The organism is Azospirillum sp. Sh1, from assembly GCF_008365135.1.
Taxonomy (GTDB): Bacteria; Pseudomonadota; Alphaproteobacteria; order Azospirillales; family Azospirillaceae; genus Azospirillum; species Azospirillum oryzae.
The window spans coordinates 12,981-27,095 of the sequence record NZ_VTTK01000016.1 but is presented as its reverse complement, the minus strand read 5'-3'; the positions used below and the strand labels follow the sequence as shown (position 1 = coordinate 27,095).

General features: G+C 68.0%; 12 protein-coding genes. 6 read left to right on the top strand and 6 right to left on the bottom strand.

Features of this window, described 5'->3' with window-relative positions; genetic code table 11:
* Nucleotides 1-2 precede the first annotated feature (2 nt).
* Genes FZ029_RS17305 through FZ029_RS17295 form a run of 3 tightly spaced genes read left to right on the top strand, consistent with a single transcriptional unit; the run spans nucleotide 3 to nucleotide 2,670 of the window.
* The gene (locus tag FZ029_RS17305; RefSeq protein ID WP_149270429.1) at nucleotides 3-266 is read left to right on the top strand and encodes a YnbE family lipoprotein; all 264 of its coding nucleotides are present in this window, start codon (nucleotides 3-5) and stop codon (nucleotides 264-266) included.
* Nucleotides 266-634 carry a YdbL family protein gene (locus tag FZ029_RS17300; protein ID WP_149270427.1) on the top strand — a complete coding sequence of 123 codons (369 nt, stop codon included), beginning with the start codon at nucleotides 266-268 and terminating at the stop codon, nucleotides 632-634. The genes FZ029_RS17305 and FZ029_RS17300 overlap by 1 nt, the downstream gene beginning before the upstream one ends.
* Complete coding sequence (locus FZ029_RS17295; RefSeq protein WP_247892349.1) at nucleotides 631-2,670, top strand: glycosyltransferase family 41 protein; 2,040 nt, start codon at nucleotides 631-633, stop codon at nucleotides 2,668-2,670. Before FZ029_RS17300 ends, FZ029_RS17295 begins: the two co-directional genes overlap by 4 nt.
* Here the strand turns inward: FZ029_RS17295 and FZ029_RS17290 are convergent.
* From FZ029_RS17290 to FZ029_RS17265, 6 genes are all read right to left on the bottom strand, one after another.
* The gene (locus tag FZ029_RS17290; RefSeq protein ID WP_149270425.1) at nucleotides 2,661-3,386 is read right to left on the bottom strand and encodes a hypothetical protein; all 726 of its coding nucleotides are present in this window, start codon (nucleotides 3,384-3,386) and stop codon (nucleotides 2,661-2,663) included. The two genes, FZ029_RS17295 and FZ029_RS17290, sit on opposite strands and share 10 nt — an antisense overlap.
* A gap of 111 nt (nucleotides 3,387-3,497) precedes the next feature.
* Nucleotides 3,498-5,855 carry an LPS assembly protein LptD gene (lptD, locus tag FZ029_RS17285; protein WP_149270423.1) on the bottom strand — a complete coding sequence of 786 codons (2,358 nt, stop codon included), beginning with the start codon at nucleotides 5,853-5,855 and terminating at the stop codon, nucleotides 3,498-3,500.
* A gap of 155 nt (nucleotides 5,856-6,010) precedes the next feature.
* Entirely contained in the window at nucleotides 6,011-7,432 is a 1,422-nt protein-coding gene (locus FZ029_RS17280) for a saccharopine dehydrogenase C-terminal domain-containing protein (protein ID WP_149270421.1), read from the bottom strand.
* Nucleotides 7,433-7,575: 143 nt separating this feature from the next.
* Complete coding sequence (locus tag FZ029_RS17275; protein ID WP_149270419.1) at nucleotides 7,576-8,859, bottom strand: type III PLP-dependent enzyme; 1,284 nt, start codon at nucleotides 8,857-8,859, stop codon at nucleotides 7,576-7,578.
* A 437-nt stretch (nucleotides 8,860-9,296) separates the two neighbouring features.
* Nucleotides 9,297-9,860 carry a cupin domain-containing protein gene (locus FZ029_RS17270; RefSeq protein ID WP_149270417.1) on the bottom strand — a complete coding sequence of 188 codons (564 nt, stop codon included), beginning with the start codon at nucleotides 9,858-9,860 and terminating at the stop codon, nucleotides 9,297-9,299.
* A 95-nt stretch (nucleotides 9,861-9,955) separates the two neighbouring features.
* Complete coding sequence (locus tag FZ029_RS17265) at nucleotides 9,956-11,176, bottom strand: MFS transporter (RefSeq protein WP_149270415.1); 1,221 nt, start codon at nucleotides 11,174-11,176, stop codon at nucleotides 9,956-9,958.
* Nucleotides 11,177-11,409: 233 nt separating this feature from the next.
* Here FZ029_RS17265 and serS point away from each other — a divergent pair, with 233 nt between their 5' ends.
* From serS to FZ029_RS17250, 3 genes are read left to right on the top strand one after another with little or no spacing between them, the layout of a single operon-like run.
* A complete protein-coding gene (serS, locus tag FZ029_RS17260; RefSeq protein ID WP_149270413.1) occupies nucleotides 11,410-12,681 on the top strand; it encodes a serine--tRNA ligase in 1,272 nt (423 codons plus the stop codon).
* On the top strand, nucleotides 12,681-13,463 hold the full coding sequence (gene surE, locus FZ029_RS17255) for a 5'/3'-nucleotidase SurE (RefSeq protein WP_149270411.1): 783 nt from the start codon (nucleotides 12,681-12,683) through the stop codon (nucleotides 13,461-13,463). Before serS ends, surE begins: the two co-directional genes overlap by 1 nt.
* Complete coding sequence (locus FZ029_RS17250; RefSeq protein WP_149197008.1) at nucleotides 13,460-14,113, top strand: protein-L-isoaspartate(D-aspartate) O-methyltransferase; 654 nt, start codon at nucleotides 13,460-13,462, stop codon at nucleotides 14,111-14,113. The genes surE and FZ029_RS17250 overlap by 4 nt, the downstream gene beginning before the upstream one ends.
* Nucleotides 14,114-14,115: the final 2 nt, after the last annotated feature.

The window sequence follows — 14,115 nt, the reverse complement described above, 5'->3', positions numbered from 1 at the left end:
TTATGCAGACCAAAATCCGACCTGCCAAAAATCCACCTGGGGCCCTCGCGGCTGCTCTGCTGATCTCGGCCGCCGCTGCCGCCTGCTCCCCGACGGTGAAGATCGAAGCGCCCGACAAGCCCATCGAGATCAACCTGAACGTCCGGATCGAACAGGAGGTGCGGGTCAAGCTGGAACGCGACGTCGACGACGCCATCCGCAACGATCCCGCCCTGTTCGGCCTGCCAACCGACTCCACGACCTCTTCCACGAAGGGGAAGAAGTGATGAAGACCGATCCCATCAGCCGCCGCCGTTTCAACCGGCTCGCGCTGTCCGCGCTGGCCGCCGGACTGCTGGTGTCCGCCCTGCCGCAACTGGCCCTGGCGCAGGATGCGCTGGCCGCCGCCAAGGCCGCCGGTCAGGTGGGCGAGCGTCCCGACGGTCTGGTCGGCGTCGTCCCCGGCGCGCCGGCCTCGGCCCAGGCGCTGGCGCAGCAGGTGAACGCCCAGCGCCTCGCCCGTTATCAGGAAATCGCCAAGGGCAACGGCACGGCGCTGGACAAGGTCCAGGCGGTCGCCGGCCAGCAGTTGATCGAGCGTACCCCGGCCGGCCAGTTCGTGATGACCGCCGCGGGCCAGTGGCAGCGCAAGTGACCTCCGCGTCTCTGCCCGGCCAGCGCGCCGTCGCCGATCTGCGCCGCCGTCTGGCCGGCAAGCCCGGCGACGGCGCGCTGATGTCGGCCCTGTTCTCGGCCCTCGACACGTTGGGGCAGGCCGGCACGCCGGAGGAAGCGGTCGCCCGCTCCAATCTCGGCGAGGCGTTGCGGCGCCAGGGCCGGCTTGCGGAAGCGGAATCGCATCACCGCAAGGCGCTCGCCTGGCTGCCCGATTTCGGCGGCAACCATTACAACTGGGGCGTGACCCTGCAGGCGCTGGGCCGTCCGGCTGAGGCGGCGGCGGCCTATGGCGAGGCGGCCCGACTGATGCCGCAATTCGCGCCCGCCCCCTGCAACCAGGGCGTCCTGCTGCGCGACCTCGGCCGGCTCGACGAGGCCGAGGCGGCATTGCGGCGGGCGCTTGCGCTCGACGCCACCCTGGTGCCGGCCCGGCTGGCTCTGGCCGCCCTCCACCGCGACCGCGGTGACATGGACAGCGCCGTCGCGGCATTCCGCGCCTGCCTCAGCCTGCGGCCCGATCTGGCGGAGGGGCAGGCGAACCTCGCCCTGACGTTGAAGGAACGTGGGCAGCGCGGCGGCCCTGCGGAAGACGGCGCGGCGAGCATCGTCGGCTTCGAACGCGCGTTGCGCATCGGTTTGCCCGACGTCGGCGGGGTGCTTGCCCAGCTGGTTCAGCAGCGCCGCCACCTCTGCCGCTGGGACGGGCTGACCGCTTTATCGGGCAAGCTGGTCGAACTGGTGCGGGAGGGGAGGACGCAGCAGGCCCATCCCTGGATCTTCCTCGGCGAAGGGGCGGGACCGGCGCTGGAGCGCGCCTGCGCCGAACGCTATGCAGCCTGGAAGACGCGTGGCATCCGTCCGGCCTTTCCGACCCGCAGCATCCGCGGACCGAAGCTGCGCATCGGCTATCTCTCGGCCGACTTCCACGAACATGCGACCGCGGTTCTGATCGCCGAACTGATCGAACGACACGACCGCGACCGCTTCGAGGTCGTCGGCTGCTCCTATGGTCCCGACGACGGCGGTCCGTTGCGCCGCCGTCTGGTCGCCGGGTTCGACCGCTTCATCGACCTGTCCGCCCTTACCGACGAGCAGGCGGCCGGCCTGATCCACGAGGCCGGCATCGATATCCTGGTGGACCTGAAGGGCCACACCCAGAACGCCCGCCCCGGCATCGCCGCCCATCGGCCGGCGCCGCTGCAGGCGCAGTGGCTGGGCTATCCGGGCACGCTGGGCAGCCCGGCCATCGACTATGTCATCGCCGATCCAATCGTGGTCCCGGCCGACCATCAGCGCTTCTACAGCGAGCGAATCGTCCATCTGCCCGACAGCTACCAGCCGAACGACCGCAAGCGCGCCATCGGTCCGGTGCCGGCCCGCGCCGATTGCGGGCTTCCCAAGGAAGCGGTGGTCTTCTGCGCCTTCAACGCATCCTACAAGATCGGTCCCGAGCTGTTCGGCCGCTGGTGCCGGATTCTGGAGCGCGTTCCGGGATCGGTGCTGTGGCTTCTGGAAGGACCGGCGGAGGTCGCGGTCAACCTGCGGCGTGCGGCGGCGGGGCGAAACTTGGCGCCGGAGCGGCTGGTCTTCGCCCCGCGCCTGCCGGGTCCGGCGCATCTGGCGCGCCACCGGCTGGCCGACCTGTTCCTCGATTCGAGCCCGGTCGGCGCCCACACCACTGCGAGCGACGCGCTGTGGGCCGGTCTGCCGGTGCTGACGGTCCTCGGCCGCTCCTTCGCCGGGCGGGTGGCCGCCAGCCTGCTGCACGCGATCGGATTGCCGGAGTTGGCGGTGTCGGATTGGGACGCGTATGAGGCGACGGCGCGGCGCTTGGCCGAACAGCCCGCCGAACTGGCGGCGTTGAAGCTGCGGCTGGAACAGGCGCGGGCGACCGCCCCGCTGTTCGACACCGACCGCTTCACCCGGTCCATCGAAGCGGCCTATGCCACGATGTGGGACATCCACGCGGCCGGCGAGCCGCCGCGCGGGTTCGCCGTCCCGCCTCAGGGATAGGCGCAGCGGTCGGCGGTGACCTCGACGAAGGAGCGCTGGGCGGCGGCGATGGTGAAGCGGTATTCGCTGTTGTCTACCACCAGCGACTGGTGCAGCGGCAGGACGCCGCTGACCGTGGTGCCCTTGCCGCCCATGCCGGTGATGCGAATCGTCACCGGCTGGCCCGGATCGAACCAGCTTTCGGCGTTGCCCTGGGGGTTGTGGGCCGACTGACCCTCGCCGGTGACCGTGACGGTGCCGTTGCCGAATGTGACGCCGCGAGCGCCGCCCTTCAGCAGCGGCGTGCTGAGCGTGAAGCGCTTGGTGTCGGTCGGCTGGCAGTTGCGCGGAACCTGCGCCTGCGAAATGACGAAGGCGAGGCGGTTGGCGTCCAGCCCACCCTTCAGCCGCTCCGCAACCAGTTGGGTCAGCTTGGCGAGGTCGCCGGTCGGCACCTCGCGCTGGAGACGGCCGTCAAGTTCGGCCACGCGCGCCTCGGCGGTGCGGGCGGCGTGCTGCATCTGGCTCGCCAGCAGCTCCAGCTCGGCCTTCTGGCGCGACAGGGTGGCGATCTCCTCCCTCAGGGTGACATCGCGGCCTTTCAGCTGCTCGATCCCCATCTGGTAGGAAAACAACCCGACACCGAGCACCAGTGCCGCCAGCAGCGCGAACTTGATCACGCCGGCCCGCATGCGTTTGCGGTAGCGTCTTTCGTAGTCGTAACGTCCCAGGGTCATGATTCCGGTCGCGGCGGGCTGTCTCGTCGGGCGTTAATGGCTAACGGCAACGGCCAAGGGATGCAACCCCCTGGCCGTCGGTAACTGCCGCCTTTTCCCACCGATCCGCGCTTACTGGTTGGCCGAACCGCCGCCCAGGAAGCTGGCGTTGATGCCGGGGCTCTTGAACTCGCCGACATTCTTGAAGACCAGACGGAAGAAGATGGTGTTGCCGTCCTTCTCACCGGTCGTGCTGACGGTGTAATCGCGGCGCGCGATGGTCTGGAAGACCAGGCATTCGTCGGAATAGGACAGCACGGCAAGGCTGGAGCGCGGCCCCGGCTGCGGCTCCATCGCCTGGGTGTGGCTGACGCCCAGGCTCCAGTAATCGGTGAACTGCGACGACACCCCGAAGCTTGCCTGCTCCACCCGGTTGCGGGTCACCGCGTTGCGCGCGGTGGTCTGGTCGACATAGGTGTAGGAGGTCGACAGCCGCAGAAGCGGCACACCGGCGGATGCGTTCAGCGAATGCCGACGCGGACGGAAGGTCTCGTGGTCGACGCGGAAGCCGTAATTGACGTCCAGCCAGTCGGCCGGCTGCAGGTCCAGGCGGCCGACATAGTCGGACACCCGCTCTTCCAGGCCGGAATCGCCGGTGAAGCCGACATTGCTGTCGGTCAGGCGGATGCTCTGGCCCAGGAACAGGCTGGCCGACCCCTGGGTATGGCCGTAGATCGCCGTGCGCAGGCCATAGGTGAAGCGCATGCCGTCGTCCAGCCGGTCGATGCCGGTGAAGCGGTTGGGCTGCAGCAGGTTCACATCGTCGAATTCGACATCCAGGCTGTCTTCGTTCGGGAAAACGCGGCCGTTCGGCAGCTTCGGCGCGAAGGTCAGCTGGCCGATCGGCTCCACCAGCTGGGACGAGCTTTCGCCGTAGCGGACGAACGGATAGCGGACGGTGGCCTGCCCCTGCGGGAAGAAGCGGAAGCGGCTGACATTGTCGTTCCCGCGGGTGGTGGGATCGGCCGTGTTGAACTGTTGCGCCGTATAGCCTGCGACCAGCACGCTGCCCGACAGGGTGGTGACGAAGCCGGCATTGGAGACGATGTTGCGCTCCCACCCCGGCTGCGCCATGAAGCGCTGCGTGTCCGGGCCCGCATTCTTGAAGCGGGACACCGCCAGCAGGCTGGTGTCGAACGACCAGCGGCCGCCCAGCAGGCTGCCCGGCTCGCCCAGCGCGTTGTACTGCGCATAGGGCAGGGCGACCGGCTCGGGAACGGTGTTCCCGTACCGCATGTCCTGGAAGCTGTAGCCGGTGACCGCCGCATAGTTCCGCCCGCGGAAGCCCTCCACGTAGGCCTTGCTGGTCAGGTAGTCTTCGCGGAAATCGTAATAGCGGCGCAGGAAAGTCGGATCGCTGGCCCGCTTCACGTCGAACCCGGCGCGCCAGGTCTCGTCGATGTCGAACAGGCCGCGCGCCGCGACATAGCCGCGGGTGCGCGTTTCCTTCGGCACGATGGTGGTGTTGGCCACGTCGCCGCGGGTGATGGCGCCTTCCAGTTCCAGGCGACCGCTCTCGAACCGCTTGCGGTACTGGCCGCCGAGCAGCGGCCCCTGCTGCGAGTAGTAATGCAGGTCGAAGGTGGCGTCCTGGTCCGGCGCGATGTCCCAGTAGTAGTGGGTCTTGAGGATCGCGCCGAGATTGGAGTTGTTGCCGAAGGACGGCGTCAGGAAGCCGCTCTTGCGGTCCACCGACGGATCGGGATGCGACAGGTAGGGCGTGTAGGCGACGGGGATCCCGAAGATCTCCATCGTCGCGTCCTTGTAGCGGACCTCGTGCTCCTCGTTGTCGTGAACGATGCGCACGGCGCGGATCTGCCACAGCGGCGGACGGGTCGGGTCTTCCTTGCAAAGGTCGCAAGGGCTGTAGACGCCGCGGTTGACGCGCGTCAGCCGGCCCTCGCGCCGCTCGCCCTCGTTGCCGGCCATGCGGCCGTTGTCGGTCATCAGGACGCGGATGTTCTCGATGAACACGTCCTTCAGGTTGTCGGTCAGTTCGGCATAATCGGCGAAGATGATGTCGCCCGACGGCTCCACCAGGCGGATCTTGCCTGTGGCGGTGACGACCTTGGTCTTCTGGTTGTAGGTGATCTTGTCGGCGCGGACGCTGCGCTTGCCCTGCGCAAGCTCCACATTGCCGCTGGCGGTGACGACGCTGTTCACCTCGTCGAAGGTGACCTGATCGGCGGTCAGCAGGACCGGTTCCTGCTTGGACGCAGTGCCGTCGGCGCTTCCCCGCACGGCCGCGGCGTCCGGCTTCGTTCCCGGAACCTGGGTCGCGGGCGATTGGGCGTTCGCCGGATCCGGAATGGCCAGATCCACCACGGCAATCCCGCAAGTCGCCATGAGCCCGACGATGCCGGAGCGCATGATGAGGGTGGCGGCGGTCGGAGCTTTGGCGCGGGCGCGCCGGGAGACGTGCTTGGGCATGGCTGAACGATTGGGGGAAGCGAAAGCCCAAGTCAACGGTTTCAAAGCCCTTCGGCGGGCAATGTCACCGTGTCGCCATGCGCCCTGTGGCAGCACTGCCGCAGCCGACGCCGCCGACGGGGCAGCGGGGGCTGCGGCACTTCATCCGATTTCTCTCAAACGACCCGGAAGTTCTTGAACTGCCAGGGGTCATCCTCGTCGATGTCCTCGGGGAACAGGACATTGCGGTCCTGCAGCGGCGTCCAGTCGCCATAGGCGCCGACCACCTCGCCGAGATAGGGGTCGGCGATGTCCAGCACCCTGCGGAAGTCCACCTCGTCCGGTTCGACCAAGCCCCGATTCGGGTTCTCCAGCACCCAGACGATGCCGCCGAGGACGGTGGAGGTCACCTGCAGCGAGGTGGCGTTGTTGTAGGGGGCCAGCGACCGCGCGGTGTCGATGTCCAGCCGCGAGCCGTACCAGTAGGCGCCCTTGGGATGCCCCATCAGCAGCACGCCAAGCTCGTCCATGCCGCCGGTGATCTCGTGCATCATCAGCCGTTGTTCGGCCTGGATGTTGAAGTTCTTGCCGGCCAGTTCGTGCAGCGACATCACCGCATCGTCGCAGGGATGATAGGCATAGTGGCAGGTCGGGCGGTAGACGACGGTGTCGCCCTCGCGCACGGTGAAATAGTCGGAGATCGAGATCGCTTCGCTGTGGGTGATGAGGAAGCCGTGGAACGGCCCCTCCAGCGGGGTCCAGGTGCGCACGCGGGTGGCCGCGCCCGGCCGCATCAGATAGATGGCGGCGTCGCAGCCGAACTCGTGCCGGCGGCCGTCGGGCGGCAGCTGCTTCTCGTGCGTGCCCCAGCCGAGTTCGGCCGGCTGGCAGCCTTCGCTGACGAACCCGTCGATCGACCAGGTGTTGACGAACTCGCCGATCTGCTTGGGCTGGTTCGACACCTGGGTGTCGCGCTCCGCCACATGGATGGTCTTGATACCCAGCTTCTGCGCCAGCCGTCCCCAGCCGTCGCGGTCGGTGGGGACATCGGTCTCGACCCCGGTGTCAGCGGCGATGTTCAGCAGCGCCTGCTTGACGAAATGCGAAACCAGACCCGGATTCGCACCATGGGTGATCAACGCGGTCGGGCCGCTCTCATAGCGGCTGCGCAGCGCCAGCGCCGATTCGCGCAGCGCATAGTTGGAGCGCAGCGACGGCGACAGGCTGGAATCGGTATAGCCGCCGGCCCACGGTTCGGTGCAGGTGTCGGTGTAGAAGGCGCCGACCCGCTGGCAGAATTCGATCAGCGCGATCGACGACACGTCGACCGACAGGTTGACCAGGAAATCGCCCTTGTCGATCAGCGGCTTCAGAACCTGGAAGAAATTGTCGTTGTCGAGCGGATTGTTGTGGAACGCGACGCCGTAAAGCTCCGCCTCCTCCCGTCCGCGCTCCTCGGCGGTGACGATGGTGATTCGGTCGGCCGTAAGTCCGTCGATGTGACGGAGAAGCAGCGGCAAGACACCCTGGCCGATCGAACCGAATCCAACGATGACCATGCGGCCTGTGAACGTGCAGAGCTTCGTGTCCAGGGCCATGATTTTTTGTCTCCCCGAGGTAGTTTAGGCCAACGACATGAGCCGGCGCGCCCGCCCACTTCGGAGAAGAGGAAACGGGGCGCGCCGGGCCACTGAATGTTACGGATGTCTTTACGCTTTATCCACAGAATCCGGCTTCTTTTTCAGGCCGCGCAGGAGCGCAGCACGTAGCCGGGGGTGGCGAGCAGCGGCGCGTCCGACACCTCGACGACACGCGCCTGATCGAAGCCGTTGAAGGCGGTGCGCAGGCAGGAGCCATAGGCGCCGAGCTGGCCCAGCTCGATCCAGTCGCCGGCCTTCACGTCGGCCGGCAGGTGGAACGGGCCGGCCATCTTGTCGGCGCTGTCGCAGGTCGGGCCGTAGAAGCTGAAGGCTTCGCTCTCGGCGTCGGTCATCGCCTCGAACGGGCGGATCAGCCGCGCCGGGAAGCGGAAGCCGGGCACGCCGGCATCCGACAGGGCGCCATAGACGCCGTCGTTGATGAACAGCTCGGCTCCGCGCCGCTTCACCACCTGCACCACCAGCGAGACGCCGGGGGCGACCAGTGCGCGGCCGGGCTCGCACCACAGGCGGCAGTGCGCCGGCAGGTCGAGGGCGGCGATCCCGCGGGCGATGGCGGCCATGAAGTCGCCGAGCGGCGGCGGGGTGATGCCCGGATAGGACACCGGGAAGCCGCCGCCGACATCCAGCACGTCGATGGCGACGCCGCTCTCCGCGATGACGCGGCCGGCCAGCGCGATGGCGCGCTCGTAGGCCGACGGGTCGAGCATCTGCGAGCCGACATGGAAGGACAGCCCGACCTTCGGCGCCACGGCGCGGGCGGCGCGCAGCAGCTCCACCGCATCGGCCATCGCGGCGCCGAACTTGCCCGACAGGTCGTAGACCGCGTTGCCCTTCGGCAGGGCGAGGCGCACGACGAGGCCGAGGTCGGCGGCACCGTCCGTCTCCTCCAGGATTTTGTCCAGCTCCTCCCGGCTGTCGAGCACGAAGTCGCGGACGCCATACTGGTGATAGGCGTTGCGGATCGCCAGACGGCCCTTGACCGGGTGCATGTAATGCAGGACGGCGTCGGGGAACATCTGGCGGATCAGGCGGATCTCACCGGGGGAGGCGACGTCGAAGCGGCGCACGCCGCCGGCCCACAGGGCGCGCAGCACGGCCGGCTCAGGGTTGCACTTGACGGCATAGAGCACGTCGCCGCCGCGGCCGACCGCGTCGGTCGCCCCGTTGAAGGCGGTCAGGAAACTGCCGGCGGTGTCGGCCAGCACGCCGGGGCGGATGCAGTGCATCGGCTCTTCCGGGCGGTGCAGGGCGACAGCCTGGGTCACGGTCGAGCGGCGGCCGGTGGACAGCGAAACGACGCTGCTGTCGTTCAGGCCGACGCGGCGGAGCGGGGTGACGGCGGAACGGGAACGCAGGAAACCCATGGCGCACTCCTATCCCCGGACAGCGGCGTGCAGGCCGGCCCGGTGAGCAGACGGCGATCCCCAGCCGCGTCACGAACCGGCCAGCACAGGGCTGGGGCGCGGGTGGCGCAGCGGAATCGGCGGTTGATCGGATTTTGGAAAGGGGGAGACGGAAATAGCCGGTGCGAGCAGCGGCCCCGGGCTGTGAAGCTCCAGGCAACAGCGCGTCGTTTACCGGCTAAAGGGCTACCGTCTCACAGCCCCACCGTGGGCAGCGTACATACTGACCTCCCTCTCGGGACCGGCCCACTGGAATGGCCGGTTCTGCCAAAAAGGACGCGGTACGTCGTAGCATAACCACAGAGGGCCATAGGCACGTGCGGGTGCGTCGTGTCGATTGATTTACGCTTTTCCGTCCGTGATTCAAGTGAATTTTTTGGGACGGAAATGGGGCGGAGTCAGGCCGCCTCCACAGCCTCCGGTTCGAAAAGCGGGAAGCGCGCGGCGATGGTGTCGCCGGTCGGCGTCGCCATCCAGCCTTCGGGGCGACTGAAGAAGCGGATGGTGGTGAAGCGCGGCCGCGGCCCCATGTCGAACCAGTGCGGCGTGCCGGCGGGAATGCTCAGCAGGTCACCCGCCCCGCACAGCACGCGGAAGACACGGCGGTCGAGATGGATGTAGAAGGCGCCCGCACCCTCCACGAAGAAGCGCGCCTCATCCTCCGCATGGGTGTGTTCGTGCAGGAACTTTGCACGCAGGGCCTCGACACCCTCGGTCTTGGGAGTGACGCGAACGACGTCCGCGGTGCAGAAACGGCGGGCCGCCTTCAGCCGGTCGATTGGCGCGGCATAGGCCCGCTGCACGGTGTCGGCGTCGGCGGAGGCGGGCAGGGAGGTGTCGGCGGTCCAGCGTTCGTACAGGATTCCGATATGGGCCAGATGGCCGGCCATCAACGCCGGGTCGGCGGTGCGGAATTCCGGGCGGCGGGCATCGTTTTCCAGATAGACGGTCAGGTCACTCACCCTGCGCACTCCTGCCCAACGAACCCTTCCAGCCTGATGCGCGCCCGTGCGCAACGCAATATGGCGAACGACAAGCGCGACCCTTCGCCGCGCCGTCAGCGGCTGCGCTGCAGCCCGGCCGTCACACCCACTGCGATGAGGATCAGCAGCCCGACGAAGGCGGCGACCCCGGTCCAGCCGAAGCCGTGCCAGAACAGCCCACCCAGCGTTCCGGCGACCGTCGAACCCAGATAGTAGCAGAACAGATAGATGGACGAGGCCTGCCCGCGCGCCACTGCCGCGCGCCGCCCGATCCAGGCCGACACGATGGAATGGGCGCCGAAGAAGGCGAAGGTGAACAGGGCGATGCCGGGGGCGATGGCGAACAGGCTGTCGATCTCCATCAGCGCCAGCCCGCCCACCATCAGCGCCACCGCCGCCGCCAGCGTACGGTGCGATCCAAACCTCCCCGACCAGCCGCCGAACAGCGGCGAACTGACGACGCCGAAGCTGTAGACCAGGAACACCGCGCCGACGATGGCCGGCCGCAGTTCGAACGGCGGCTCGCTCAGGCGGAAACCGATATAGTTGAAGACGGTGACGAAGCCGCCCATCAGCAGGAAGCCGAGCGAGAACAGTCCGAGCAGCGCCGGATCCGTCAGCAGCCCGCGCCACGCCCGCACCAGTGCCGGCAGCCCGGCGGCGCGGCGGACGAAATGGCGCGACGGCGGCAGCGCGAGCCAGACGGTGAAGGCCGCTGCCACCGCCAGCGCCCCGACCACCCCCACCGCCAGCCTCCAGGTGCCGAGATCGGTGACCACAGCGGTCAGCACTCGGCCGGACATGCCGCCGATGGCGGTGCCGCCGATATAGAGCCCCATGGCGACGCCGGCCGATTTCGGATCGACCTCTTCAGAGACATAGGCCATCGCCACTGCCGGCAGGCCGCTCAGGGCCAGCCCCTCCAGCGCCCGCACCGCGAGGAATCCGTGCCAGCCCGGCATCAGCGCGCCGATGATCCCGAGGATGCCGGCGCCGAGCAAGGCCGCCACCATCACCGGCTTGCGCCCGATCCCGTCGGAGATGGCGCCCGCCACCAGCAAAGCCACCGCCAGCACGCCGGTGGTCAGCGACAGCGACAGGCTGGATTCGGCCGGCGTCACCCCGAATTCCTGCACGAACTCCGGCAGCAGCGGCTGCACGCAGTACAGCGTGGCGAAGGTGGAGAATCCGGCGACGAACAGAATGCGACTGGCGCGGCGATAGGCGGGGGTGCCGGCCTGCAGATAGGCGACCTCTGCATCGGTCTCAGCACCGGTCTCGATCTCGTCGCGCACGCGCTCGGCTCCGTTTTTCTGGCATTGGCGCCGTCCACTGCGGCGCACAACGGACATTGCCCTGTCGTGCCCGTCGGTTCCAACAACAGCCGGGGCGCAGCGGCCATGCCGTCCGCGCAGATCCCTTTTGCGCAGATCCCTTTGGATCATGTCGATGGACGGGCTTGCACTGGACCTTGGCGGGGTCGCGCCGTATAACCAATCCCCCACACAATTCGTTGATTGTTCGAGCCATGCACGACCTTCGCGCCATCCGTGAGAATCCCGAAGCCTTCGACCGCGGCCTTGGCCGCCGGGGACTGGCGCCGATGTCGTCCTCCGTGCTCGACCTCGACGGCCGCCGCCGTGCCGCGCAGACCCAGATGCAGGAGATGCAGGCCCGCCGGAACGAAGCGGCCAAGGAAATCGGTCTCGCCAAGCGCGAGGGCCGCGACGCCCAGCCGATCCTCGACGAGATGGCGACCCTGAAGGAGCGGCTGCCCCAGGTCGAGGAGGAGGAACGCGCGCTCGGCGCCGAACTCGACGGGCTGCTCGCCGGCCTGCCCAACATCCCGGCCGACGATGTGCCGGACGGGCCGGACGAGACCGCCAACGTCGAGGTCCGCCGCTGGGGCACCCCGCCCGACATCGCCAACCCCAAGCAGCATTACGAGCTGGGCGAAGCGCTGGGCCTGATGGATTTCGAGGCGGCGGCCCGCATGTCCGGCGCCCGCTTCACCGTGCTGAAGGGCAGGCTGGCCCGTCTTGAGCGCGCGCTCGCCGATTTCATGCTGGACATCCACACGTCGGAGCACGGCTTCACCGAGATCGCCCCCCCGCTGATGGTGCGCGACAACGCGCTGTTCGGCACCGGCCAGCTGCCGAAGTTCGAGGAGGATCTGTTCAAGACCACCTCGACCGACCATTACCTGATCCCGACCAGCGAGGTTCCGCTGACCAATCTGGTCAACGACCAGATCGTGGCGTCTGAGGAATTGCCGCTGCGCTACACCGCGCTGACCCCCTGCTTCCGCGCCGAAGCCGGGTCGGCCGGGCGCGACACCCGCGGCATGATCCGCCAGCACCAGTTCTGGAAGGTGGAGATGGTCGCCATCACCACGCCGGAACAGTCGGAGGACGAGCACCAGCGCATGACCCGCTGCGCCGAGACGATCCTGGAGCGGCTGGGGCTGCCCTACCGCACCATCGTCCTGTGCACCGGCGACATGGGCTTCTCCTCGCGCAAGACCTATGACGTCGAGGTCTGGCTGCCCGGCCAGAACGCCTACCGCGAGATCTCCAGCATCTCCAATTGCGGAGATTTCCAGGCGCGGCGGATGAAAGCCCGTTGCAGGCCGAAGGGCGAGAAGCAAACTCAATTCGTGCACACCCTCAATGGATCGGGTGTGGCGGTCGGGCGCTGCCTGATCGCGGTGCTGGAGAACTACCAGCAGCCCGACGGTTCGATCCTGGTTCCCGAAGCGCTCCGCCCCTACATGCGCGGAGTGGAGAGGATTTCCATCTGATGTTCGACCTGCCGCTCGACCTGTCCCGGACACGCATCCTCGTCACCAACGACGACGGCATCCATGCGCAGGGATTGAAGGTCCTGGAAGCCATCGCGCGCGAGCTGTCCGACGACGTCTGGGTCGTCGCGCCGGAGATGGAGCAGTCGGCGGCCAGCCATTCGCTGACCATCAACCGGCCGCTGCGCCTGCGCAAGCTGGACGAACGCCGCTTCACCGTCGACGGCACGCCGACCGACTGCGTGCTGCTGGCGGTCAACCATGTGATGAGGGACGCCCGTCCGACGCTGGTGCTGTCCGGCGTCAACCAGGGCTCCAACATCGGCGAGGACGTGACTTATTCCGGCACCATCGCCGCGGCGATGGAAGCGACGCTGCTGAACGTCCCGGCCATCGCCATGAGCCAGCATTACGAGCCGGGCCAACCCATCGACTGGTCCGCCGCAGCGGCCCATGGCGCCGACGTGGTGCGCAAGGCGGTGACGGTGGCCTGGCCGAAGAACGTGCTGCTGAACGTCAACTTCCCGGCCCGTCCGGCGGCGGAGGTGACGGGCATCCAGGTGGTGCGTCACGGCAAGCGCAAGATCGGCGACGAGCTGTTCGAGCGTGTGGACCCGCGCGGCAAGCCCTATATCTGGATCGGCACCCTGCGCGGCGAGGCCGACGTGGCGGACGACACCGACATCCATGTCGTGTTCAACGGCGGCATCTCGGTGACGCCGGTCTATCTCGACCTCACCCACACGCCGACATTGCAGACGTTGAGGCAGGCTTTCGTGTGACATACAACCCGCGCAAGATCCGCTTGCTGATGGCCCTTCGCGGGGCCGGCGTCACCGACACGAAGGTGTTGGCGGCGATCGAGCGGATCCCGCGCGAGCTGTTCGTCCCGGAAGCCTTCCAGGACCGGGCGTGGGAGGACACGGCGCTGCCGATCGACCTTGGCCAGACCATCAGCCAACCGCTGGTGGTCGGGCTGATGACCCAGGCTCTGGAGCTGCAGCCGCGGCATCTTGTCCTGGAGGTCGGTACCGGCTCCGGCTATCAGGCGGCGGTGTTGTCGCGGCTCTGCCGCCGGGTCTTCACCATCGAGCGGCTGAAACCGCTCCTGTGCGAGGCGGAGGCGCGGTTCAAGGCGCTCGACATCGGCAACATCACCACGCGGCTCGGCGACGGGACGCGGGGCTGGCCGGAGCAGGCGCCCTTCGCCCGTATACTGGTCACAGCCGCCGGTGGGCCGGAGCCGCCAAAAGACTTGACGGATCAACTCGCCGTTGGTGGTGTCTTGGTCATTCCGTTGGGGACCGATCACCGCGGCCAGAGGGTCGTGCGTTTCCGGCGCTCCGAAGCTGGCCTTATCCGGGAGGACCTGTGGCCCGTCCGTTTCGTTCCGCTGCTGTCCGACCCGCCGCAACCGGTCCGTTCCGCATGAAA

What these genes read in the sequence shown, in the direction of transcription:
- FZ029_RS17300 (WP_149270427.1), top strand. Translation starts at nt 266, where the DNA reads ATGAAGACCGATCCCATCAGCCGCCGCCGTTTCAACCGGCTCGCGCTG.
- lptD (WP_149270423.1), bottom strand. Translation starts at nt 5,855, where the DNA reads ATGCCCAAGCACGTCTCCCGGCGCGCCCGCGCCAAAGCTCCGACCGCC.
- FZ029_RS17305 (WP_149270429.1), top strand. Translation starts at nt 3, where the DNA reads ATGCAGACCAAAATCCGACCTGCCAAAAATCCACCTGGGGCCCTCGCG.
- FZ029_RS17280 (WP_149270421.1), bottom strand. Translation starts at nt 7,432, where the DNA reads ATGGCCCTGGACACGAAGCTCTGCACGTTCACAGGCCGCATGGTCATC.
- FZ029_RS17275 (WP_149270419.1), bottom strand. Translation starts at nt 8,859, where the DNA reads ATGGGTTTCCTGCGTTCCCGTTCCGCCGTCACCCCGCTCCGCCGCGTC.
- surE (WP_149270411.1), top strand. Translation starts at nt 12,681, where the DNA reads ATGTTCGACCTGCCGCTCGACCTGTCCCGGACACGCATCCTCGTCACC.
- serS (WP_149270413.1), top strand. Translation starts at nt 11,410, where the DNA reads ATGCACGACCTTCGCGCCATCCGTGAGAATCCCGAAGCCTTCGACCGC.
- FZ029_RS17290 (WP_149270425.1), bottom strand. Translation starts at nt 3,386, where the DNA reads ATGACCCTGGGACGTTACGACTACGAAAGACGCTACCGCAAACGCATG.